This window comes from Vibrio sp. 10N.247.310.23 (genome assembly GCF_041467155.1).
In the GTDB taxonomy this organism is placed as follows: domain Bacteria; phylum Pseudomonadota; class Gammaproteobacteria; order Enterobacterales; family Vibrionaceae; genus Vibrio; species Vibrio crassostreae_C.
Window position 1 is genome coordinate 94,253 of record NZ_JBFSTZ010000003.1, and the last position, 22,450, is coordinate 116,702.

A 22,450-nucleotide genomic window follows, 5' to 3' on the forward strand; every position below is an offset into this window, starting at 1 on the left:
TTAATGGTCTAGCTCAATAAATTTTACACAGCTTTACGTTAGCCTGAGTGCATATCACCGTTAACTGTAAGGTTATTTATGCTGATCGAACCTGTTATCAAGGGTGTGGTAGCCAAAAGCGCTCACCCTCTTGGCTGTCAAGAAGCCGTAAAGCAACAAATCAAGTTTGTTAAGAGTGCGCCGCAAATCAAAGATGGCCCTAAACGAGTACTGATTATCGGCGCTTCCTCAGGCTTTGGCCTTGCCGCTCGTATTGCCCTTACCTTTGGCGGCGCAAAAGCTGACACTATCGGCGTCTCATTCGAGCGCGGTCCAAACGAAAAATCCCTAGGTAGTGCTGGTTGGTACAACAACATCTACTTCAAAAAAGAAGCCGAACGAGAGCAACGCACTGCTATCAACATCGTTGGCGACGCATTTTCGCAAGAAACACGCTCACAAGTTGTCGAAGCCATTGAAACCTACTTCGAAGGTGAAGTGGATCTGATTATCTATAGCTTAGCTGCAGGCGTTCGTCCTAAACCAGATTCCGATGAGTTTTGGCGCTCTGCCATCAAACCTATTGGTGAAAGCGTAACTGGCGCAACCATTTCTCTGGAACACGACAACTGGGTCACCAACACGCTTGAAGCCGCGACGGAAGAGGAAGCCGAAAGCACACTTAAAGTGATGGGAGGCGAAGATTGGGAACAATGGATAGATGAGCTCATCAACGCAGAATCTATTGCTCCGGGTTGTAAGACAATCGCGTTTTCTTATGTGGGTCCAGAAGTCACACATCCTATCTATTTAGACGGTACATTGGGACGCGCTAAGATCGACCTTCACCAAACCAGCCACGCTCTTAATCTAGAGTTAGCTAACTTTGATGGCAACGCTTACGCGGCGGTATGTAAAGCCCTAGTCACTAAAGCGAGCGTTTTCATCCCTGGATTAAGCCCTTACTTACTTGCTTTGTATAAGGTGATGAAAGAGAAAGAGACCCACGAAGGTTGTATCCAACAAATGCAGCGTCTGTTTGGCAGTAAACTTTATGGTCAATCCAAAGTACCACTTGATGGTGAGCGATTGATCCGTATGGATGATTGGGAATTAGACCCAGAAACCCAAGCGCACGTAACTGAACTGCTAGAAAAGATGGACGAAAATAACTTCCAAACCTTAGGGGATTACCAAGGGTTTAAAGAAGAATTTCTACAATTAAATGGGTTTGCTCAACCATCGGTAGATTATAGCCAGAAACTTAATACAGAAGATTTTATAAAGTTAAAGCCTTAATCTAAAATTATCTCATTACTGGGACCCGGATTCACATTTGAAAACCTCTGCATAATTGCGGAGGTTTTTTCGTGCAACATTTCTTATACTTATTAAACGTAAGGTTCATAGTTTTCTTTGGTTCATCATAATTAACACAGGATGTGTTGATGCATTTAGCATAATTGACTCGGAGTCATATGAAGAAGATAAAAACAGTAGACTTAGATATCCCAGACGATATGGTGTCTGGTTGGCAAAATATTGTCGACCTCTTGGCTCAAATCACTCAAGTGCCCGCCGCACTGATCATGCGTGTTCACGCCAATTATATTGAAGTATTCTCGACCAGCCGAAATGAAAATAACCCTTACAACAAAGGTGATTCTGAAACCCTAGGCAATGGGCTTTACTGTGAGACGGTGATGGATTCCCAGCAGCAACTTGTGGTACCCAATGCGCTTGCCGATGTTGATTGGGAAAACAACCCCGACACGAAGCTTGGCTTAATCTCTTATTGTGGCATTCCGCTGCTTTGGCCGAATGGTGAATTATTTGGCACTATCTGCATTTTAGACTCGAAAGAAAACCACTACACCCCCACCTATATCAAGCTTTTACAGAGCTTTCGCACCTCGATTGAATCTCAGCTTAAAACCCTATTCCAACACGCCAAGCTTACCCAAATGAATCGCGACCTAAAAAACCGCGTTTACAATCGCACTAAAGATCTCGCGAGCCTTAATTACTCGTTGAATCAAGAAATTGATAAACGAAAAGCGGCTGAACAGAAGATTAACTTCCAAAAGAATCACGACCTCGGCACCGGCTTTTTAAACCGAAACGCATTTGAATCTCGCTTAAACCACAAGCTACTGTCACAGAGAAGGCTGACAGACAGCTCATTTGCAGTCGTTCATATTGGTTTTACCAACGGTAGACGCATACAAGCACGCTACGGCTATAACGCGTTAGACCAAGTGCTTGTTGAATACCGAAAACGCATCGACTGTATTTCTGATATCGATGTATTAACTGCACGCCCTACTTCGGTTGACCTCGTATTGGCGTTTAGCGTTAAAGATTTACACCATCGCCTTGAAGAACTTTGCCAGACGCTCGTTAAAGTTGGTCATTCAGAATTCGACATCGAAAGTGACAAAGTGCATTTGCACGCGTTTATTGGGATTGCAATTACGAACGACGAAGATGACGCGGAAAGCATTCTGCAGAAATCTTCTGAAGCGATGTTAGCCTGCAAAGATTCAGGACAAAAGTTCGCTTACTACTCTCAATCCCATACCGAAGAACAAACTCACATTAATAAGATCGAAGGCTATTTGCTTCAAGCCGTTCGTAATGATGACCTTATGCTCTACTTTCAACCCAAAGTTAGCCCGTTGACGCATCGCTGGGTCGGTGCTGAAGCTTTGCTTCGTTGGCGACATCCTGTTTTGGGTGATATCTCTAACGAAACCCTGATCCACATGGCTGAACAAAACGGTTTGATTTTCGAAGTGGGCAGCTTTGTTTTACGCAATGCGATTGAAAAAGCCAAAGAGTGGTCCGAATACGTTGAAGATTTCAAGATGGCTGTGAATGTGTCTGCAATTCAACTCAAGAACGTACACTTTGCGGAACAAGTGGTTCACCTACTCGAAACCTATCATTTAGAGCCTCGTTTCTTAGAACTTGAAGTTACGGAGAGTGGACTGATAGCAGATGAAGTGGTTGCCAAGAATACCTTGGGATCTTTGCACGATATTGGCGTTACATTGTCACTAGATGACTTCGGTACGGGCTACGCCTCCTTCAGTTATCTGAAGAAGTTCCCATTCGACACCATTAAGATTGATAAGAGCTTTATCGACCAAATGCTCAACTCACACGAAGACTCGGAAATTGTTCGTTCTATTGTCCAAATTGCCAAAAAGCTCGACTTAAAAGTGACGATTGAAGGCATAGAAACGGAGGTTCAGGAGCAATTTATTATTAACGAAGGCTGCGATGTGGGCCAAGGTTACCTTTACGGAAGACCAATGCCGAGCCAAGAATTCGAACACAGCTTAATCAATCAAAACTATTTGGGGACAACTCGTTACGCTTAAAGCGAAAAAGAGCAGTTAGTTTTGGATTTAGGCCTACTTTCTCTTTACTCTAAAGGTGGTGATTTTTATAATCGCCGCCTTTCTGTTTTTATCTTTCCCCTTATATAGGCATTCCTCGTTATGGATCAGTTGACTGCAAAGCTTAAAAAGCTCGAAAAACAAAACTACCGTGCATATCAACAAATTAAAGGTCAATACGACTTTGCTGATTTTGAATTACACATCGACCACATCCAAGGTGACCCATACGCGTCAGCTTCTCGTTTTCGTGCAACGCGCGCGTGGTCTTTGACCGGGTTAGATTGGCTGAAAGAAAAATCTTACGAATACCAAGTAGCCGCTCGTGACTTTATCGCACGTAGCTTCTCTGAGTTCGCGAAACAAGAGTCGACCGTTTCTATCGCGCTGACGGGTCAAACCGTATTAGACAACACAGCTGTTGTATTCACAGACCACGGCATCGAAATTCGTTTCCGTATTAATTTACCAGCTGATGGTCGTAGCATTCTTGCTAAGAAAGCGAACAACATCATCACTTTCTACTTACCGAAGTTTATTCGTCGCGCGACGCTTGAGCGTGAGTTAAACATCGATGCAATGATCAAACATTGTGAAACGATTGAAGACCAAGAAGCGCTGCGTGCTCAATTGGATGAAAACAACCTAGCCGCTTTCGTTGCAAACGGCAGTGTGTTACCTCGTATCGCGGGTAACTGCGACCTTCCAATGAAAGACGCGGTACCTTTCGCGGCTCCAGAATCATTGAGTGTTACGTTAAATACTCCAAACCAAGGTGACGTGACCGGCCTAGGCATTCCAAAAGGCATTACGCTGATCGTTGGTGGTGGTTTCCATGGTAAATCGACACTGTTGAACGCCGTTGAACGTTCTATCTACAACCATATTCCTGGTGACGGTCGCGAAGGCATTGTAACTGCGATTGATACGATGAAGATCCGCGCTGAAGATGGTCGATGTGTGCACAGCTTGAACCTGTCAAACTACATCAACCATTTACCAATGCAGAAAGACACATCTGACTTCAGCACACAAGATGCGTCAGGTTCTACGTCTCAAGCGGCTTGGTTACAAGAATCGATTGAAGCCGGCGTTCAAACTCTACTTATCGATGAAGATACGTCAGCGACTAACTTCATGATTCGTGACGAGCGTATGCAAGCGCTAGTGTCAAAAGGCGATGAGCCAATCACACCACTTGTCGACCGCATTGGTCAGCTTCGTGAAGAGATGGATATCTCTACCATTGTTGTAATGGGTGGCTCTGGTGATTACCTAGATGTCGCGAACACTGTGATTCAAATGCACGACTACCAAGCGGTAGATGTGACTGAAAAAGCAAAAGACGTGATTGCTCAGCACCCTACTCAGCGTACTAACGAATGTGAAACTGCTTTAGAAACGTTTGTACCGCGTTCATTGAACCGTGCTTCACTGATGAACATTCTGACTGACGGTAAATTCCGTGTTAATGCTAAAGGCAAAGAGTCACTGCGTTTTGGTAAAGAGTTTGCAGACCTTTCTGCGCTTGAGCAATTAGAATCACCGTCTGAAGTGAATGCGATCGGTTGGGCTTGGTTCCAATTCGCACAAACTCCAGGTTGGTCAAACAACCCTGCTAAAGAGTTTAACGCTATTTTAGAAAACGAATGGCACGCTAACATGCCTAACTACGGTGACCTAGCGAAACCAAGAACGTTAGATGTGATGGCTGCTCTGAACCGTATGCGTAAATCTCAGTTCAAGCCTTCGAACTGATTTCGTTAAATATCGGATTTATTGTGCTTCTAGGTTTTTGAAGTTTTAATCTTCTAATTTACTAAAGCTTCTAAGCCACTAAATAAGCAAATTAACCTTCTACGGCTCTCATTCTGAGGGCCGTAAATTTATCTAACCTCTTTTGACCTAACCTCTAGTGTCGTCAAAACTCTTGAACTTTATAAATTCATAAAACCAATCTTTACATCAATTACTTATCATCTTTTGTAATGAGAAAATTAAAGGCACTGTTTACCGCCATCTAATGCTGTCGATCCCTCAAAACATGACACCGCTTTTACAAAACCCTAGTGATATTCAGATAAAGTCCCGATTCGACAAGTGTAACCAAATGTAACAGACCCTTGAGGCTTCAATGAATCATAAACGCGTTAAGATGCGTGACCATAAAATCGAAGTGAACCTATTCAAAAACCGCGTAATCGTCGCGTTTTGTGGGATCTTGATGTTCACTCTTGTCTTAGTCGGCAATCTATACCGACTTCAAGTTGAAAATTTTAAAAGCTATCAAACTCGTGCCGATGGCAACAGAATCAAAGTATTACCTATCGCCCCTACTCGTGGACTTATTTACGACCGTAACGGCGTGTTGCTTGCAGAGAACAAGCTTGTCTTTGATCTAACCATGATTCCTGAGCAAACCGATGATGTCGATGCAATGCTCACCAAGCTAGACAAATATGTCCCCCGTGATGCAGAGCAGATCGCTCGTTTCAAAAAACGCTATCACAACACCCGCCGTTTTAAATCTGTGACTATTCTAGAGAACTTAACGGAGGAAGAGATCGCCAAGTTCTCCGTGCACCAGTACCAGTTCCCCGGCTTATCTATAGATACCAGCTTAAAGCGTTTTTACCCGAATGGTGAGGTGCTTACCCATGTTCTTGGTTACGTGGCGCACATCAATGATAGCGATCTCAGAAAGCTTGAAGAACAAGGGATAGAAGCGAATTATCAAGCTACAACAATCATAGGAAAACTGGGTGTTGAACGTTATTACGAAGATATTCTGCACGGCACCAAAGGTTATCAAGAAGTCGAAGTAAACAGCCGTGGGCGAATAGTCCGAACCATTGAGTACGTGCCGCCAGTAGCTGGTAAAGATATCGTGTTAAATATTGACCTTGAGCTGCAAAAATACGTCTTTGAGCAACTTGATCACCGAACTGGAAGCGCGGTTATTCTCGATCCGAAAGACAACAGCGTGTTGGCGATGGCATCAAGCCCGAGTTACGACCCTAACCTATTTGTCGACGGCATTTCGAGTAAGAACTACCAACGTTTATTGAATGATCCGGCTCACCCGTTGGTTAACCGCACCACTCTAGGCGTTTATCCTCCTGCCTCAACCGTTAAACCATTTATGGCTGTGGCAGGACTGCAAGAACATGTCATCTCTGAAGATACCATCCGTAACGACCATGGCGTTTGGAGAATTCCTGGCTCTAAACGAAACTCTAAATCGTGGCGTGACTGGAAACGTTGGGGTCACGGACCTGTCGATGTCACTCAAGCCATTGAAGAGTCGGTAGATTCATTCTTCTATCAAACCGCTTTCGATTTGGGTATTGACCGAATTTCAAGTTGGATGAACCGATTTGGATTTGGTGAACCGACAGGCATTGATATCTATGAAGAAAGTACCGCCAACATGCCGACTCGAGAATGGAAGATGATGCGTTATCGCACCCCTTGGTATCAGGGTGACACAGTTCCGATTGGTATTGGCCAAGGTTATTGGACATCGACACCTATGCAACTTGCTAAAGCAACGTCAGTATTGGTTAATCATGGTAAGGTGATGCCACCTCATATCTTAAGAGCCACCTTAGATCACGGTGAAGATTTCAGTACACAACAACTTGTCGAACCGGAGCCAATGCCCTCAATCACCGAAGTACCGGATAGAATTTGGGATGTGCCAATCAATGCGATGCGACTCGTAAACCACGGTAATCGAGGCAGCGGCAGACGTGCATTTAAGGGAACTGAATACACGAGCGGCGGTAAATCAGGAACTGCACAAGTCTTTGATCTTGCGAAAGACCAGGTCTACAACTCGAAGAAACTCGCTAGACACTTGCTTGACCATGCGCTTTACACGGCTTTCGCACCGTATGAACACCCTGAATATGTCGCAACTGTGGTTATTGAACACGGTAACGGTGGCTCAAAAGTTGGTGCGCCTTATATCCGTAAAGTACTCGACTATGCCTTTGAACATAAAAGTGGTGAGAGCAAAGATCACTCCTAACACCAATAACTTAAGTCGCTACAGCACATAGCGTAATAACGACAAAGCCCCACTTGTGTCACTCACAATGTGGGGCTTTCTGTTTTAGGGTTCTAAGCAATTAGACAGCTAAAAATGCCTGTCGATTATGAGCTTCTTAATACATGCCATGCTTCACAGAGCGTCTGAAATTTTGCGGTGTTGCCTTCGTCTCTGTCCGGATGCCATCTCAATGCCAGTTGTCGCCAACGTTTTCTAATTTCATGGTGTGTCGCGTCTAAAGGTAACTCAAACAGGTTCAATGCTCGACTTCGATCCATATCGAGTTCATCACCACCCACATACTTTCTATACCGAGTCCAAAATTCGTTCAACAGCCTTTTGACTTCACCTTCATCCGCTTCATAGTTAACCCAATTAATGTAGTATTCTCGAAGTGGGTCTTGATGATCGATGCTGTGACTGCTTCCGTGATAACGACCATTCATCAATTCGATGTCCATCGCTTGGACTTGGAGCCAACCATCTGGGTGTAAGGTTTCTTGAAGCTGATAAAGCGCATTCATGATAAGGAAGTTCTTTTTAAACAACTCTTTCTCAGGCACAGCATCCAACACTGGCACAAACCCAAGATCGTTCAGATGAGCTGCCAATGTGTGTACTTTCCATCCGCTTGGCTTTTGCTTAAGCACTTCCATTATCGGCCAAAGCAATGGGTTTTCCATATGGCAATGAAAGTTTGCTCTCACATCTTGATAATTCGACATAGTTGACTCAGTTAGCTTCTCTGAATTAATGGATTTCTAGAACTGTGGATACTATAAGTAACCTGTTTCGCATCCGTTGCGTATCTTCTTTAATTGAAAGCGATTTTCTAAGATTTGTCGAGCTTAAGGACAAACAACTTTCTAACGTTTGGCTTAAAGGCACCTTTTATCGTCAAAACTGAGTACCATTTCGTTGAATACAACCGTTAGTAATAAAGCCGCAATTCTTTGGTACGGATACAAAAAAGGTCAGCGACTTAGCTGACCTTTCACATATATCCCAATTTTAGGGACGAAGCATTGAACTGACTAGATAACGCCAAGCTCTCTTAGACGTTCCATTAGGTATTCGTTTGCTGTGTACTTTTCAGATAGCACTACTTCTGGTTTCGGGTGAAGGAATAGAGGCAAAGAGATACGAGACTTCTCTTGGCGTTCACCTGATGGGTTGATTACACGGTGAGTTGTCGATGGGAAGTAACCACCAGATGCTTCTTGAAGCATGTCACCGATGTTGATGATCATGTTACCGAAGTCACATGGAACATCTAGCCACTCGTCATTTTGAGCTTTAACTTGAAGGCCCGGCTCGCTTGCAGCAGGAAGAACCGTCAGTAAGTTGATGTCTTCGTGTGCCGCAGCGCGGATTGCACCTGGCTCTTCATCACCTTGCATTGGTGGGTAGTGAAGAACACGAAGCAGAGTCTGTTCACTGCCGTTGATCATTTCTGATAACGCAATAGAGAATTTCTCTTGTACTTCTTTAGGAGCATGAGCTTCAACCCAACCTAGCAGCTCTTGAGCAAAAGCATTCGCACGTTGGTAGTAATCTAGAATCTGTTCTTTCAGCTGTTCAGGGATTTGGCCCCAAGGGTATACGTGAAAGTACTCTTTGATGTCTTTTACAGTGTGGCCTTTAGCAACTTCAGACACTGAAGGTGGAAAATATCCATCTTGTGTTTCAACATTAAAGTGGAAGTTCTCTTTCTCTTCAGAGATGAAGAATTGGTACCAGTTTTCGTAAATTGACTCAACAAGCTCTTTCGGGATTGGGTGGTTCTTAAGAACACCAAAACCAGTTTCACGTAGAGAGCGAACAAATTGTTCTGCTGCGTCGTCAGCAAGGTAATCGACAGTTTCCAGTTTCATGACTTTCTTTCTTGTTATGTAGTAATAGAGCGATTTTAAGGATCGCTTTGTTGTAAATCAAACTTTTGTGAAACTCTAGCAACCGTTTGTCTAGATACTGGGCGATAACACCACTTTTCAACAAATCTGGTGATTAAGACCCAATTGAACACTGTTCATTATTGTGTAAAACTATTAAAAACTTCGACGAGAGATCTTGATATGACAATCACGCCACTTGCTCAAAATCGACCATTGCTGTCATTGACGACGCTGTATCTGACGGTGTTTCTATTTTCAGCGTTCGCTCCCTCTTCAAGAGCGGTGTGGATTGCCGAAATTGTCCCAGCGCTCGCGATATTGGTGGGTATTTGGTGGTTATCAACAAAGCTCACCTTCACTAAGACAGCTTACGTTTTGATGTTTATCTGGCTGATTTTGCATACGATAGGCGCAAAATATACCTTCGCGGAAGTGCCATTTGATTGGTTCAATAACATGATAGGTTCAGAACGGAATAACTTTGACCGTGTCGCGCATTTCTCTATTGGCCTTTATGCTTACCCACTCGCTGAGTACTTGATTCGTAAAAAACTGGCTCAACCGGTGCTTGCATGCTTCTTTGCGTTATTTGCGATCATGAGTGTTGCTGCAGGTTATGAAATCATCGAGTGGTGGTACGCGGAGATTGCAGGTGGTGATGAAGGTATCGCATTCCTTGGTTCACAAGGCGATATTTGGGATGCACAGAAAGATATGCTGTGTGATACGACGGGCGCAATTGTTTCGCTATTACTTCTTAAGCTTCAAGGGCGTGTCAGAGCTTACTGAGCTCAATTCTTTACTCTGAGTATCAAAAGCAACGTTGAAATGCCACACACAAACTGTGCTGTGGCATTTTTAGTTTCAACATTATTTTCTCGTTTATAATGATTGGTCGTTTCATCGTGACGGGTTATTTCATCGTTACCTTGCCACCAACAAACTTGTAGGCTGGCGTACCTCGAACCAAAGTGTCTCGCGCAAATTCAATCCCGCATTCAGGGCACACACATGGTTTTGTCGTGAAATCTTCAACGATACGCTCCTTAAAACATTTCACGAGTGCACCTTTGCCACCTTTCCGATACTTAAAAAGCTGCGTTTTGCATTTGGCACAGAAAATCTGAACCGTCTTGGTCGGTTGTTTCTTGTTTGGTTTAGCCATAGAAGTTAATGATTGAACTCTTTATTTCTTAAGTTTAGGTGCGACAAGAACCAAGCTTATCCCAAGAAGTATAACGGTTGATGAGACTATAAATTGCATAGTGACAGGTTCAGATAACAGTAATACGCCACCAAGTGTCGCGATAACTGGAACAGAAAGCTGTGCAATAGACGCAACCACGGTATTCAGTTTTTTCACTACGTAATACCACAAACTATAACCGATACCAGAAGCCACAGAGCCCGATATAACCGCGTAAATCAAACCTTGCTCAGTGATAGACACTTGCGTTAATGCATTAGGTATTAAAACTAATAAGCTCAATGCCACAAGGATAACTAGCGAGCTGAATCCAAAGTTAGCGGTGGTCGATTGCAGTGCGTTTGACGATTTCTTTCCTGCCAATGTGTAAATGCCCCACCCAATTCCGGCCAGAGACATCAAGATAATAGAAACTAAGTCGGGTGCTTGAGTCGATTCCGTTGGCATTAACAAATAAACAAGCCCTGCCACAGATAACAAACACCCGCCCCACTCAATGAGCGACATTCTGTTTCCAGAAAACAGGTGCGCGGCAATCATCGTAAATTGCACTGCGACAAACAACACCAGAGCACCAAGACCTGCGCCAAGCTCTAAGTAAGCAAACGAAAAACCAAACATATACACGAGCAGTGACAATATTGATGTGAGTTGAAACTGTGATTTGAGCTTTGTGTATAGCGATGTGTTACTTGCTAACTCACTTTTAGCTTTAGATTGGGAAGATAAAGCTAATAAAATCAAAAGCGTAAGCGCACCAGATAAGATGCGAACGATCGAAAAGCTCAAAGGATCAATCGTTTGATCCATTAAGGCCCAGCGACACAGAACTGAATTAGCAGCAAATGCCACCAGCGTAATAAATGTAATCATCAGAGTTTGCATCGTTTTTCCTAAATGAGTTGTTTGGTCCTAATTGAGTTTTCTTGGATTTCAATCAACGTCAGGCTTCACCCAAACTTGGCTAAAGTCGAACCAACCTAATGCATTACATTTCGCGTTTTGCAACGTACCACATTGATCTTTATTAACGCCTAACCAGCAATGGAACATTGGAATCAATTGATTGCTTTGGACAAGTTGTTTACCGAGTTGTCTTGCTGGGAATTGCTCGAATTCCCCCGAACGCCAACGGTCAATCATGTGACACCATTGGTCGAAGTCTTCTGCCGGGCTAGATTCATCAAGAAAACTGTAGTCCATTAGCCAACCGGCTAAAGCGTCGTCTCTGTTATTAGCGATACCCATAGGGTTAATCCAAATATCGACATCATCAGCGTGTGGAGGATCGGTTTCGTAACCGTAAAGATCAACATCGACGTTGTATTGCTTCAGAACCGTGACAATCGCCTTGGCAAGCGTTGGAAACATTGGGTGTTGGCATTGATACGCCAATCTTATTGTTGGTTTGGAAATTGCTGGTGGACAAACTGGCACCTTCAATTTGATGTCATACCAACCAGGTTTTATGCCATAAGCGTGTAACACGCCCAAATCGATAACAGTCTCTTTTGGAATATGAACAAACAGATCCGCCGCATTCACCGCGTTAGATAAAAACTGTGCCCATGCGGGATCTTGTGCAATACCCTTCTTTCTATTGAGCAGTAAATACGTGCAACCAGGATCGAGTTCTACTTCATCGCTATCGCCACGGTCGGCCATAACAGGCTTAGATAGGCTTGGGTAAACCATTGAAGAATAAGCCTCATCCACCACCCAAACTTCAACGCGATCAATTAACGGTCTGAAACCAAAGTACCCATTGAAAGCGGTTAACACGAGTTGTTTCTCGTCGTTCTTTTCAATGCGATAAGGTCCCGTTCCAATCGGTCGAATATCGTAGTCTTCACCACGTAAAGTGATCGGTAATGTGACTTTAGCGACCGATTCCGTTAGTGCGAGGGGAAAATACTTGTCTGGACGTGTGAGAAAAACATCTACTACACAATTTGCAGGTGAAGAGACATCTTTGATATGCGAAAACATGTTGAGAGGTTCGAGTGCAAGCAGTGTATCCACAACATGATTGGTTAACAGAGGTTCCCCGTTATGGAAACGAACACCGGGTCTCAAGAAGAATCGCCATTGGTAATCGCTGATTTTTTGCCATGAATGAGCAAGATCGGGTTGAAGTTGGTCATTCTCATCTAGACGAGTCAACCCACTGAATACCTGACAAGCGATATGTTGCTCTGAACGACGCATCGATTTGGTTGGGTTAAGCATTGAAAGCGGCCGGTAATAAGGCAAACGAATAACTTGTTCGCCTTCTTGATACTGTACGCCCAAGTAGTTTTGAATAACTTGCGTGAGTTTGGCAGCATTGTGATCAAGCACTGACAGCGCCTGTCCAATTTTTCCTTCCTGCAAGTAGCGTCTTGCTAAGTTCTCGCTGACATCACAACGATTCTGTTTAAAGATAAGTTGAGATAACTTTCCTCGACCTGCTGCAGGTAACCATTCTACCCACCCTTCTTCTTCAAGCTTGTTGAGTACCATTCGGGCATTACGACGGGTACAACAAAGCACATCCGTGATGTCGTCGAGTTGAACATCAGAATCTTTACCATCGAAGTATTCAAACAGGGTTTCAAATTGAACGCGAAGTCTTGGGCTGCTCATAAAGAGGAAAACTTATTCAAAGGACATTGAATTCAGTTTCCCTATTTTATGGCGTAAAATCAATATTACTGACACAATTTTATTGTGAATTATGAGTACGACATCCTAAGATGTTATTCAATCTTAAGGGTTAAGTGCCTTTACCGTAAAGGATTACATTACATCGCAGCCAATTTCATTAGCGATTTCACGGAGCTGCTGTTCATCGTCTAATTTTATCGACCATTTACACTCAGAACCGTTAGCTGAAATAACATTTGCCCCTTTTCCGATCAATTGAATTGCATCAACTTGGGCTTGCAGCGTGACTCTATGCTCCCCATCTAAACGAACAACCAATTCATGTGCGGTTGCGATGACTTTTCCACTTTTAAACGTTATGACCATGGGCTTCTCGGGTTACTTCTTTAAATACTGATTGCTTGTTCTAAGTACTGATTACTTCTTCTAAAGACAAAACCAGCGTACGACTGCCTAGTCTGTTATCGCTTATGTTTCTTAACGGCAATGGTTAAACGGCTGGTACAAACTAAGCGTTGACGATCATCAGTGATATTGATCTGCCATACTTGAGTAGAGACGCCCAAGTGAATAGGCTCAGCAGTACCAATGACATGCCCTTCACGCATTGACCTTACGTGGTTCGCATTGATATCGAGCCCAACGCAATAATAGCCTTCTGGTACGCAGAAGTTTGCAGCCAATGAGCCAAGCGTTTCTGCTAGCACAACCGATGCGCCGCCATGAAGCATACCCAGTGGTTGGTGCGTAAAGTGACAAACCGGCATGGTTGCTACCAAAGAATTGTCATTTACTTCGGTGTAAACAATGTTGAGGTGTTCAATTAAGGTATTTTTTGAGGTCGCGTTGAAGGTATCTAGGTCAACGGGCTTTTTCCAAATACTCATATAGGTTCCTTAATTATTGATCTTGTTATCGCGTGCATAGCTTTTTTCTATATTACCGCTGTTAGTTATCTTACAGCCCTTAGCTATTACGCAAGTTGATGTTAACATGCATAAAAACCGAATACACAGAGGATATTGTATGACGTCATGGATGAAGTTTGCCTCGCTTCTCACACTTGCAGGCCTAACCGCGTGTAGCGCTTCTCCGACAGGCAGAAACCAATTGCTGCTTTTTTCAGATAAAGACATGTCTCAGCTTGGAGCGCAGTCTTTTGAACAAATGAAAAAAGAACAACCCATCAGCAAAGATGCCAAAACTAACGCTTATGTACAGTGCGTAGCGAACAGCATCACTCAATATATTCCTAAACAAGGTTTTAGTGAATGGGAAGTTGTTGTGTTTGATAGTGATCAAGTGAACGCATTCGCCCTACCTGGCGGAAAAATCGGTGTATACACAGAGTTACTCAAGGTTGCAGTCAATCAAGACCAACTCGCGACGGTTATCGGTCACGAAGTGGCACACGTTTTAGCGGACCACAGTAATGAGCGCCTTTCTCAGTCTCAAATCGCTAATACTGGCTTATCTATTACTAACGTTGCGTTAGGTGCATCAGAATACAAACAGTATCAAGGTATGACGATGGCCGCGTTAGGGTTAGGCGTTCAATATGGCGTTATTCTACCGTATGGGCGAACTCAAGAGTCTGAAGCCGATGTTGTTGGTTTAGAGTATATGGCTCAAGCAGGTTTCGATCCAAACCAAAGTGTCAACTTGTGGCAAAACATGGCGAAAGCATCAGGGGGTAATCAACCGCCAGAGTTGCTTTCTACGCACCCTTCCCACAGTACGCGTATTAAAGATCTACAAGCAACGATAAAAACGCTTCCTCAATCAGGTTCACCAAGACCAAATTGCAAAGCGTAATCTAAGTAAGAATCGCCTAGCTGGTGTAAATACAAAAATGCCCTATCCATATTGGTTAGGGCATTTTTAGTTTCTTGCTTGCTAACAGTTCAAGTGCACTAAGTAGCTGGATAATTCCAACAACAGAAATTCACAGGTTAAGTACCAAGAATTTGTAATGGTAGGCTTAATAGCTGATCACCAGTAGATGCAAAATACCAGATGACACCAATCAAACTGCTCACTAAACCCACATACCAAACGAACGACACGACTTGCCCGTATTTGTCTAACGGTAACAAGTGACTGTGATGACGTCCTTTCCATTCGAACAGTATTTCAACACTGCCCATGATCAATAAGAAACCAAACAGGGTTAAATTCAACTGATAACTCAATACCACACCAGCAACGGCAGCCGCGACACAAAGTACAATGCCAAGTACGCTGTTCATCGAGAAACTGATACTTTTAAGAACATGTCCGCCATCGAGAGGCAAAATCGGCAATAGATTGAACAGGTTTAATAGAGCATTAAATACTGCAAGGCCGGCAAAGAACATTTCGCCAGTCGCCCAGTACAGCACCATAAATACTAACGACAATATCAGGCCGAACAATGGCCCCATGATTGATATAACCACATCTTGCCAACGCGTATTAATCTTTTCATCGGATAACGCCAAGCCACCAAGAAATGGTATCAAATAGATCCCTTTGGTTTTCATGCCGAAGTATTTCATCGCTCTAATATGACCGTACTCATGGAACATTAAACAGGCGATTAAGGCCAAAGCGAACTGAATTGAAAACAACCATGAATAGGCCGCTAAACTCGCAGAAGCAAGTACGACCTTGATTAGCTTGGCGCTTTTTAGCGCTTTCATACCGAGCGACACCAACCCAATTAAGCTAAAACGCTTCTCTGGTTTAGGAGCGACAACAGGAGTTTGTTGTTCGATATCTTTGGTGTTTCGATTGCCTTCGGAAATGGTTTGGCCATTGACCAATGCTTTATACGTCATCTCAAACGGTTGCCACTGAACTGTCGACTCAACGTGACACTGCAACGTTTCTTCGCCAGCGCGTAGTGTAAATTCGTGTTTTCGTGCGTCTTCTTGGTCTGTGGTCGCATCTAATTGAGATACCAAAGTGTTATCCCAATACAACTGTTGCCACCCTGCCATTGATCCTTCTAAACGAAGCGGTTTTCCAAGAAACTCTATCGCGAGTAATTCCAAACTTAAAATTCCAATTTAATGACTTCTAACGAGTGTCGATATTATGCCGATTTAGCGAATGGTGGTAAACAGAAACAAAGTTGTTACATATTGAGCTATTGAACACTATTTATACCGCAACGATGCATAAACACTCTGGTCACACCTCCAACCACGAATAAATTATTGATTATACTTATATTATCGATGTTAAAGTGCCGCCCCTTTAAAACATAACCTCACAAAATAACAACTCTTTCTTTGACTTTATATAAAACATGAATTTAACATACCATTTACATTAGAGCTTCAACACCAAAAATGCTCAGTGTGTTTTCAAACCATAATAACGAAATTCGATGCCCTAGGAGGGTCAAGGATGAAAACAATACAACGCTCTCTCGTTTCACTTTCAGTACTATTTGCATGTAACTCACTTGCGGCTGGTTTCCAAGTTGCTGAGCATTCTGCCTCAGGTCTTGGTCGCGCATTCTCAGGTGAAGGCGCTGTAGCCGATAACGCGAGTGTACTAGCGAGAAACCCCGCCGCAATGACCCTATTTGATACAGCCCAATTTTCAGGCGCGGTTTCTATCGTTGATCCAGAGGTTAACGTTTACGACGTTGACGCTAACGAGCATTCAAAAGATGTTGCTCCATTACAAGTCGTGCCAGCCGCATATTACATCAGCCCAATCAACGAAAAATGGGCTTGGGGTATCGGTATGTTCACCAATTATGGTGTTGCTACGGATTACCCTGATGACATCTCGGCAGGTGATATGGCTGGTGATACGTCGCTCTTATCTGTAAATCTAAATCCAAATATTGCGTATCGCGTGAATGAATCATTTAGCGTTGGTGCAGGTTTAAACCTTGTGTATGCGGAAGCTGAACTTACTCGCCATAAAGGTGAGCTCGCTAACTTTGTTGGTGGAAATCCATCTGACAAACTTATAGGCATGACCGGTGAAACATTTGCCTATGGTTGGAATGTTGGCGCGATGTATGAGCTGAACGAAAACAATCGCTTTAGTATCGCTTACCGCTCTTCTGTTGATCTTGATTTCGATGACGGTGAATTTACCAGCTACGATTCAGGTAGAGCAACATCTCCCAAGGTTGATGGTCGTCTTCAAATCGAGCTTCCTTCTATTCTGGAGCTTTCAGCATTTCACCAACTTAACGAACAATGGGCAATTCACTACGGTTGGCAACAAACTGATTGGAGTACTTTTAAGGAGTTAAAAGCAACAAGTCCAGATTGTACTGACAACGGTGTAGCAGGTCAGTGCTTCTACAAACCTGAAAAATATGAAGACAACAATCGATATTCACTAGGCGCAACGTACCAACTAAACAGTAAGTGGACATTAAGAGCTGGTTACGCTTATGACGAACAAGCTGGTGAAGCAACTTTAAGCATTCCTGATAGTGATCGTATGTGGTATAGCGCTGGCTTCACTTATGTTTGGAGCGAAAATATGACTGTCGATGCAGGATTCGCACTTGTTGTAAGTGATGACGGTGAGTTCACTGAGACAAATGGCGCTCAGCAAGAAAGGACTTTCGAAGCAGAAGGTACCGCTTACCTTTCTTCAGTTCAGCTTAACTACACTTTTAACTAAATCAGGATCGTATCATGAAACGTAACTTTAAGATCTCTCTACTATGTTCAGCGACCCTGCTAGCAGGTTGTGGCGACAACACCGAAAGTTCGGTAACAAGTAACCAACAACTTGAAGCCTATCTAGAAACGTCTTTGGCAAGAGCGACAACTCAAAAAATGCTCTTGCAAGGTAGTAATGCATCAGTTCCTTTAAGCAATAACCTATTATTTGACTCTACAGATGGCACGTTAGCGATCCCAACAGGTGGCGACGATAGCATTTCTAACCCAAAAGCAGCATTAAATTATGCCGATGGTTTTTCGACCAGCATGCCAATTTACATCGAGTTTGAAGGCGACGGTTTTGGTGATACTCCTGGAGTTGTTACTTCCGGAGTGACATTGTTGAAGCTTTCTAAAAAGCTAACAGACACATCCACAGCGGCTCAAGTACCAACACCTGTTGCTAGCTCTGAATACAAAGTTTACAAAGTAGGCTCAAACCTAGCAATTACACCTAATACTCCTTTTGATGAGAAGTCTGAATATTTGCTTGTTGTTACTGATGACGTTACAGATGTAAATGGTAACCCAGTAGGTACATCGCAAAGCTATGCGGCTCTCAAAACAGCCACTAAAACTTATTCAACCGGTGACTTAGCTAGTGCGCAAACTTTAATTAAAGGTCAAGAAGCTATAGCTGCCGCTGTTGGTATTGATGCGGAAAAGATTGTGTATTCAGCTTGGTTTACTACAACTTCTGTTGGTGATGTTCTTGCCTCTACAGCATCGTTGATTGGCGGAATGATTGATGCTGGGGCCCCACTTTCGACTTATTGGAATGGCAGCGCAAACCCAAATAATATCGATCTGACAAACGCTTACAATCTTAGTTTAGATTCCTCATCAACAACACCATTTGCTACAGCAATCGCTGCAGATGCTGACTTTAAAAAATATCTTGCCGATGACGATGCAACAGAAAATGCCACTTTGATTGGAGGGATAAATCTCCTTTACTCTAACGCTGGTATCAGCACTACGTCGGTAAACGTGACTAAAGGTACTGTTCAACTCCCATATTTCTTGGAAACCGATCCAACTAAGTTCTCTACAACGCCATTTGCATCAGCATTGGACAGTTTAGCGGTTATAAAAAGCGCACTAACGGATAACTCTACAAGTTCTTTCGTTGGTGGAGAGTTGGTTAAATTAGGATTAGACCCAACAAACCTTAGCGCAGCTGATGTCACGACTTTAATGGGAAAAACACTCACAAAGGACGCAAGTGGAACAGCTCTAGATAGTGATCGCATTGTCACTCAGTATTCACCAATACCACAAATTAAATCACTTGAAGCTGTTGATGTGCTTTTGTTTACTCCTGTGACTGACCCAATAACCGGGGTTGTAATCTACCAACACGGTATTACCTCTGTAAAAGAGAATGCGTATGCGTTTGCGGCAAACTTAACGGCTGAAGGTCTTGCTGTCATTGCAATTGACCACCCTATTCATGGGTCTCGTTCACTTGCCGGAGGTGCTATTTCAACTAACGATAATGCTCTGTACTACTTGAATCTAAGCGCTTTGCCCGTTGCGCGTGACAACATCCGTCAAAGTGCACTTGATGTAATAGGTCTTCGTATGGCACTTGAAAAAGTGGGGAATGACTTTACTGGTACACCATTAGCCGGAGTTGATGTAAAAGACACAACCGTTAAATTTATGGGCCACTCATTGGGCGGTATTACTGGATTTACGTCAGTAGCTACATCTGAAATTGCTGGTACACATAAATTTAGCTCGGCGGTATATGCTAATTCAGGTGGGCACATTGCTGAATTACTCTTCGCATCGGAAACCTTTGGCCCCGAAATTAAACACAATCTAGCTAAACAGTTAAATGCAACGTATCGGGATTCAGTGGCTTCAGCTTGTACTACGGACGACATTGAAGATGGCGATTGCTATACCGCTTTTGCTAAGGAAAATCCAACTAGTGCCGCAGCAATTGAAACTGAATTAGTTGCATTTAAAGTCGCCGCTCAAACCCTTATTGACACGGTCGATCCACATTCAATAGCAAGCACTGAGGACCAGTCATCAATTAGCTCTAGCTATCCAACGTTGTTGATCCAGTCGCAAAATGATGAAACGGTACCAAACAATGGTAATGATGATAACGATAAACCATTGTCTTACACGGCTTCGTTTGTTGGTTCTGAAGGATTGGATTCAACTTTAGGGTTGGATGACTCTACAAAAGCTAGCACTTCAACTGGAAACCGAGTGTTTGTTCAGTATAACGAAACGGCTAAGCACTCTACGATCATCGGACCGCAAGCAGACCTTTCTGATGCCACTCATACCCTATCAATGAGAGCTCAAGTAGCTGATTTCTTAGAATCGGATAGCCTTGATGCAGCAGCACCGGATGCTTTATTGGAATAACTAAGACTTAAGCTTTTCACTAAACCAAATGCCAGCCTAACCGCTGGCATTTTTGTATCTGCCGTTCGAACAGTTCCCCTAGTTAACCGTTTGCATAAAACTTTAAAACACAAATGGTTGATCTCAGCTAAAATTAATCAAGACAGAATACCGTACGACCTCTTTCTTTATTGTAAATAAAGTGGATAATAGCCCCGTAATTTAATACCTAATAAATGTGAGTCCATTATGTCTTCTGAAGCTACTATGGTAGAACGCTGCCAATCTAAATGTGAACTATGTGGTTCTGATTCTTCTCTTACTGCATACGCAGTGCCGCCACACAGCCACGTAACAGTGGATCACGGCATCATGGTATGTGACAAATGTCTTGGTGAGATTGACGATCCTAAAGATATCAACCACTGGCGTTGTCTGACTGACAGCATGTGGAGCCAGGAAGCGCCAGTTCAAGTAACGGCATGGCGTCAACTTACTCGTCTGAACACAGAAAGCTGGGCTCAGGACGCGCTAGACATGATGTACCTTGAAGAAGAAACATCAGTTTGGGCACAAATCGGCATGTCTGCTGATGACAAGCCTCTTGATGTGAATGGCGTTGAACTTAAGAAAGGTGACGACGTAACAGTAATCAAAGACCTGCCAATCAAAGGTACTAACCAAGTGATTAAGCAAGGTACTGTTATTCGTGGTATCAGCGTTGGTGACGATCCTAAGCTTGTTTCTGGTAAAACAAACGGCGGTCAATCAATGTACGTAATCGCTGAGTTCTGCCGTAAGAAGTAATCTTACTGTAAGAAAGTGATAGAAAACGAAAAGGCGCTAATTAGCGCCTTTTTTCTTGGAAAAATTCAACCTATTCCGTTGTTCTAGAAACCACTGCCTACGTTAAAGTAGATAGCGCGTTCTTCATGGCTTTGCGCATAATCCATCCCAAGGTGCAAACCGTAACGTCTCGCGATTTGGTATCGAAAGCCGACACCTCCGGCATTGACGGTACTGTCGTGGCTTATGCCGTTATCTTGCTTTGCAACCCCTGAACCGTAAAACCCAGACACCTTCCAACGATGAGTGATGCTATACGTCAATTGGCCTTGAATTGTTTCAATCTCATCTCCTTGGTACCGATAAGATGACACCCCGCGTAACGACACGTACGGTTTCGCTGTGGGTGATACAAACAGGTCTTGCTGTTCGAAGCTTTGATAATTTGCAGCCAAGCCTAACGTCCATTTATTGGTAATTGGGATATAGGCTTCGCCATCTATGTTCAAATTTCGGTAATTGTAATCACTGCCAATCGCATCGTCGTACACCATGTAATCTGCAGACAATTTGTAACCTTTGGTTGGATAAAATAAATTATCTCTTGTGTCATATTCAGCCTCCAACCCTAAACCAGAAGTAACCGATTCGTTACCCAAAATTCGGTCTAAAACCATGTTATCAAATTCAATCTCAGACTTAGCTAATAACTGCTTTATTCCCAACATCCAAGGCGTATTCCCAATCCGGAACTGCACCTTTTGTGAAAGTACGGCTACCGAAGTTGACGTGCCTATTCTAAGGTCATGATCTATGGGGCCCCAGTTGATTGATGTGTACAAATCCAAATTCGCAACACCAAAGCCGCCGCCTCCTGTGTAACGAATGGAATCATTCATCCAAGATCGTCTATGGCCACCAAATACAAACCAAGTTTCGTTCTCTGTCCCTACTGCGCCCACTACTGACATTGCTGAGGGTACTAACTGCGCACCACCATCTATGGCAGAAAGAGCAGCTTGCTTTCTTTGTCGCTTTTCCTCATCCGTCTCATGTAAAAACAAACCAGCCACACCGCCGCCGTACCCCACCGCAGGCTCGGTAATCAAAATTGGGATAGGCAAAAAGCCATGTGCGTTTTCCGCAAGGTGATGCCCCATATCAAATTGACCATCAACAGGATCATAAAACGATGCGAAAGAAGATGTTGTAAATAAAAAGCAGGAAAGAAGAACAATGCCGCCGCAGCGAGTCATAAAATTTGCCTCATAGAAAAGACCGGGTGACGAAACCCGGCCGAAAGTTTGCTTCCTTGCAATAAACATAGAAATTAAACACTTATTGCCAATAAAGGGGGTCCTTAATCGACGGGCATAGAATAGGCCAAATAATGGTGTTGCCCTACTCCTATATAGAGGATGTCG

18 protein-coding genes are annotated in these 22,450 nt (G+C 43.4%); 9 read left to right on the forward strand and 9 right to left on the reverse strand.

Features of this window, described 5'->3' with window-relative positions; genetic code table 11:
• Positions 1–78 precede the first annotated feature (78 nt).
• The 4 genes from fabV (at position 79) to mrdA (ending at position 7,416) form a co-directional block, all read left to right on the forward strand.
• Positions 79–1,278, forward strand: a complete 1,200-nt coding sequence (fabV, locus tag AB6D93_RS03190) for an enoyl-ACP reductase FabV (protein ID WP_017067782.1) — start codon at positions 79–81, stop codon at positions 1,276–1,278.
• Between the two features lie 179 nt (positions 1,279–1,457).
• Positions 1,458–3,365, forward strand: coding sequence for a GGDEF and EAL domain-containing protein (locus tag AB6D93_RS03195; RefSeq protein WP_102333628.1), 1,908 nt, complete (start codon positions 1,458–1,460; stop codon positions 3,363–3,365).
• A gap of 120 nt (positions 3,366–3,485) precedes the next feature.
• Complete coding sequence (locus AB6D93_RS03200; RefSeq protein WP_017060076.1) at positions 3,486–5,141, forward strand: ABC-ATPase domain-containing protein; 1,656 nt, start codon at positions 3,486–3,488, stop codon at positions 5,139–5,141.
• 376 nt (positions 5,142–5,517) lie between these two features.
• Positions 5,518–7,416: a penicillin-binding protein 2 gene (gene mrdA / locus AB6D93_RS03205; RefSeq protein WP_017060075.1), complete on the forward strand. Its 1,899-nt coding sequence runs from the start codon at positions 5,518–5,520 to the stop codon at positions 7,414–7,416.
• 125 nt (positions 7,417–7,541) lie between these two features.
• On the opposite strand, the gene AB6D93_RS03210 is transcribed toward mrdA, so the two are convergent.
• Both AB6D93_RS03210 and AB6D93_RS03215 read right to left on the reverse strand, forming a co-directional pair.
• The gene (locus AB6D93_RS03210) at positions 7,542–8,162 is read right to left on the reverse strand and encodes a DNA-J related domain-containing protein (RefSeq protein ID WP_029235437.1); all 621 of its coding nucleotides are present in this window, start codon (positions 8,160–8,162) and stop codon (positions 7,542–7,544) included.
• Between the two features lie 309 nt (positions 8,163–8,471).
• Entirely contained in the window at positions 8,472–9,311 is an 840-nt protein-coding gene (locus AB6D93_RS03215) for an isopenicillin N synthase family oxygenase (RefSeq protein WP_017060073.1), read from the reverse strand.
• Between the two features lie 201 nt (positions 9,312–9,512).
• On the opposite strand from AB6D93_RS03215, the gene AB6D93_RS03220 reads away from it, so the two are divergent.
• Positions 9,513–10,121 carry a DUF2238 domain-containing protein gene (locus AB6D93_RS03220; protein WP_017067299.1) on the forward strand — a complete coding sequence of 203 codons (609 nt, stop codon included), beginning with the start codon at positions 9,513–9,515 and terminating at the stop codon, positions 10,119–10,121.
• Between the two features lie 124 nt (positions 10,122–10,245).
• Here the strand turns inward: AB6D93_RS03220 and AB6D93_RS03225 are convergent, their stop codons facing one another.
• The 5 genes from AB6D93_RS03225 to AB6D93_RS03245 form a co-directional block, all read right to left on the reverse strand.
• On the reverse strand, positions 10,246–10,497 hold the full coding sequence (locus tag AB6D93_RS03225; protein WP_017060071.1) for a hypothetical protein: 252 nt from the start codon (positions 10,495–10,497) through the stop codon (positions 10,246–10,248).
• Positions 10,498–10,518: 21 nt separating this feature from the next.
• Positions 10,519–11,424 carry a DMT family transporter gene (locus tag AB6D93_RS03230; protein WP_102333629.1) on the reverse strand — a complete coding sequence of 302 codons (906 nt, stop codon included), beginning with the start codon at positions 11,422–11,424 and terminating at the stop codon, positions 10,519–10,521.
• Between the two features lie 48 nt (positions 11,425–11,472).
• The gene (locus AB6D93_RS03235; protein ID WP_102333630.1) at positions 11,473–13,164 is read right to left on the reverse strand and encodes an SgrR family transcriptional regulator; all 1,692 of its coding nucleotides are present in this window, start codon (positions 13,162–13,164) and stop codon (positions 11,473–11,475) included.
• Positions 13,165–13,317: 153 nt separating this feature from the next.
• Complete coding sequence (locus tag AB6D93_RS03240; protein ID WP_017064605.1) at positions 13,318–13,551, reverse strand: DUF3389 domain-containing protein; 234 nt, start codon at positions 13,549–13,551, stop codon at positions 13,318–13,320.
• A 95-nt stretch (positions 13,552–13,646) separates the two neighbouring features.
• The gene (locus tag AB6D93_RS03245) at positions 13,647–14,072 is read right to left on the reverse strand and encodes a hotdog fold thioesterase (protein WP_017060067.1); all 426 of its coding nucleotides are present in this window, start codon (positions 14,070–14,072) and stop codon (positions 13,647–13,649) included.
• A 139-nt stretch (positions 14,073–14,211) separates the two neighbouring features.
• Between AB6D93_RS03245 and AB6D93_RS03250 the strand changes: the two genes are divergently transcribed.
• Positions 14,212–15,000 carry a M48 family metallopeptidase gene (locus tag AB6D93_RS03250; RefSeq protein ID WP_102333631.1) on the forward strand — a complete coding sequence of 263 codons (789 nt, stop codon included), beginning with the start codon at positions 14,212–14,214 and terminating at the stop codon, positions 14,998–15,000.
• A 137-nt stretch (positions 15,001–15,137) separates the two neighbouring features.
• On the opposite strand, the gene AB6D93_RS03255 is transcribed toward AB6D93_RS03250, so the two are convergent.
• On the reverse strand, positions 15,138–16,220 hold the full coding sequence (locus tag AB6D93_RS03255; RefSeq protein ID WP_086968002.1) for a site-2 protease family protein: 1,083 nt from the start codon (positions 16,218–16,220) through the stop codon (positions 15,138–15,140).
• Between the two features lie 358 nt (positions 16,221–16,578).
• Between AB6D93_RS03255 and AB6D93_RS03260 the strand changes: the two genes are divergently transcribed.
• From AB6D93_RS03260 to AB6D93_RS03270, 3 genes are all read left to right on the forward strand, one after another.
• Entirely contained in the window at positions 16,579–17,826 is a 1,248-nt protein-coding gene (locus tag AB6D93_RS03260; RefSeq protein ID WP_050654485.1) for a porin, read from the forward strand.
• A gap of 14 nt (positions 17,827–17,840) precedes the next feature.
• Complete coding sequence (locus AB6D93_RS03265) at positions 17,841–20,261, forward strand: VolA/Pla-1 family phospholipase (protein ID WP_102333632.1); 2,421 nt, start codon at positions 17,841–17,843, stop codon at positions 20,259–20,261.
• Positions 20,262–20,489: 228 nt separating this feature from the next.
• Entirely contained in the window at positions 20,490–21,047 is a 558-nt protein-coding gene (locus tag AB6D93_RS03270; RefSeq protein ID WP_102333633.1) for a PhnA domain-containing protein, read from the forward strand.
• An 83-nt stretch (positions 21,048–21,130) separates the two neighbouring features.
• On the opposite strand, the gene AB6D93_RS03275 is transcribed toward AB6D93_RS03270, so the two are convergent.
• Positions 21,131–22,282: a BamA/TamA family outer membrane protein gene (locus tag AB6D93_RS03275; protein ID WP_102333634.1), complete on the reverse strand. Its 1,152-nt coding sequence runs from the start codon at positions 22,280–22,282 to the stop codon at positions 21,131–21,133.
• Between the last annotated feature and the right edge of the window lie 168 nt (positions 22,283–22,450).

What these genes read in the sequence shown, in the direction of transcription:
- fabV (WP_017067782.1), top strand. Translation starts at nt 79, where the DNA reads ATGCTGATCGAACCTGTTATCAAGGGTGTGGTAGCCAAAAGCGCTCAC.
- AB6D93_RS03195 (WP_102333628.1), top strand. Translation starts at nt 1,458, where the DNA reads ATGAAGAAGATAAAAACAGTAGACTTAGATATCCCAGACGATATGGTG.
- AB6D93_RS03200 (WP_017060076.1), top strand. Translation starts at nt 3,486, where the DNA reads ATGGATCAGTTGACTGCAAAGCTTAAAAAGCTCGAAAAACAAAACTAC.
- mrdA (WP_017060075.1), top strand. Translation starts at nt 5,518, where the DNA reads ATGAATCATAAACGCGTTAAGATGCGTGACCATAAAATCGAAGTGAAC.
- AB6D93_RS03210 (WP_029235437.1), bottom strand. Translation starts at nt 8,162, where the DNA reads ATGTCGAATTATCAAGATGTGAGAGCAAACTTTCATTGCCATATGGAA.
- AB6D93_RS03215 (WP_017060073.1), bottom strand. Translation starts at nt 9,311, where the DNA reads ATGAAACTGGAAACTGTCGATTACCTTGCTGACGACGCAGCAGAACAA.
- AB6D93_RS03220 (WP_017067299.1), top strand. Translation starts at nt 9,513, where the DNA reads ATGACAATCACGCCACTTGCTCAAAATCGACCATTGCTGTCATTGACG.
- AB6D93_RS03225 (WP_017060071.1), bottom strand. Translation starts at nt 10,497, where the DNA reads ATGGCTAAACCAAACAAGAAACAACCGACCAAGACGGTTCAGATTTTC.
- AB6D93_RS03230 (WP_102333629.1), bottom strand. Translation starts at nt 11,424, where the DNA reads ATGCAAACTCTGATGATTACATTTATTACGCTGGTGGCATTTGCTGCT.
- AB6D93_RS03235 (WP_102333630.1), bottom strand. Translation starts at nt 13,164, where the DNA reads ATGAGCAGCCCAAGACTTCGCGTTCAATTTGAAACCCTGTTTGAATAC.
- AB6D93_RS03240 (WP_017064605.1), bottom strand. Translation starts at nt 13,551, where the DNA reads ATGGTCATAACGTTTAAAAGTGGAAAAGTCATCGCAACCGCACATGAA.
- AB6D93_RS03245 (WP_017060067.1), bottom strand. Translation starts at nt 14,072, where the DNA reads ATGAGTATTTGGAAAAAGCCCGTTGACCTAGATACCTTCAACGCGACC.
- AB6D93_RS03250 (WP_102333631.1), top strand. Translation starts at nt 14,212, where the DNA reads ATGACGTCATGGATGAAGTTTGCCTCGCTTCTCACACTTGCAGGCCTA.
- AB6D93_RS03260 (WP_050654485.1), top strand. Translation starts at nt 16,579, where the DNA reads ATGAAAACAATACAACGCTCTCTCGTTTCACTTTCAGTACTATTTGCA.
- AB6D93_RS03265 (WP_102333632.1), top strand. Translation starts at nt 17,841, where the DNA reads ATGAAACGTAACTTTAAGATCTCTCTACTATGTTCAGCGACCCTGCTA.
- AB6D93_RS03270 (WP_102333633.1), top strand. Translation starts at nt 20,490, where the DNA reads ATGTCTTCTGAAGCTACTATGGTAGAACGCTGCCAATCTAAATGTGAA.
- AB6D93_RS03275 (WP_102333634.1), bottom strand. Translation starts at nt 22,282, where the DNA reads ATGACTCGCTGCGGCGGCATTGTTCTTCTTTCCTGCTTTTTATTTACA.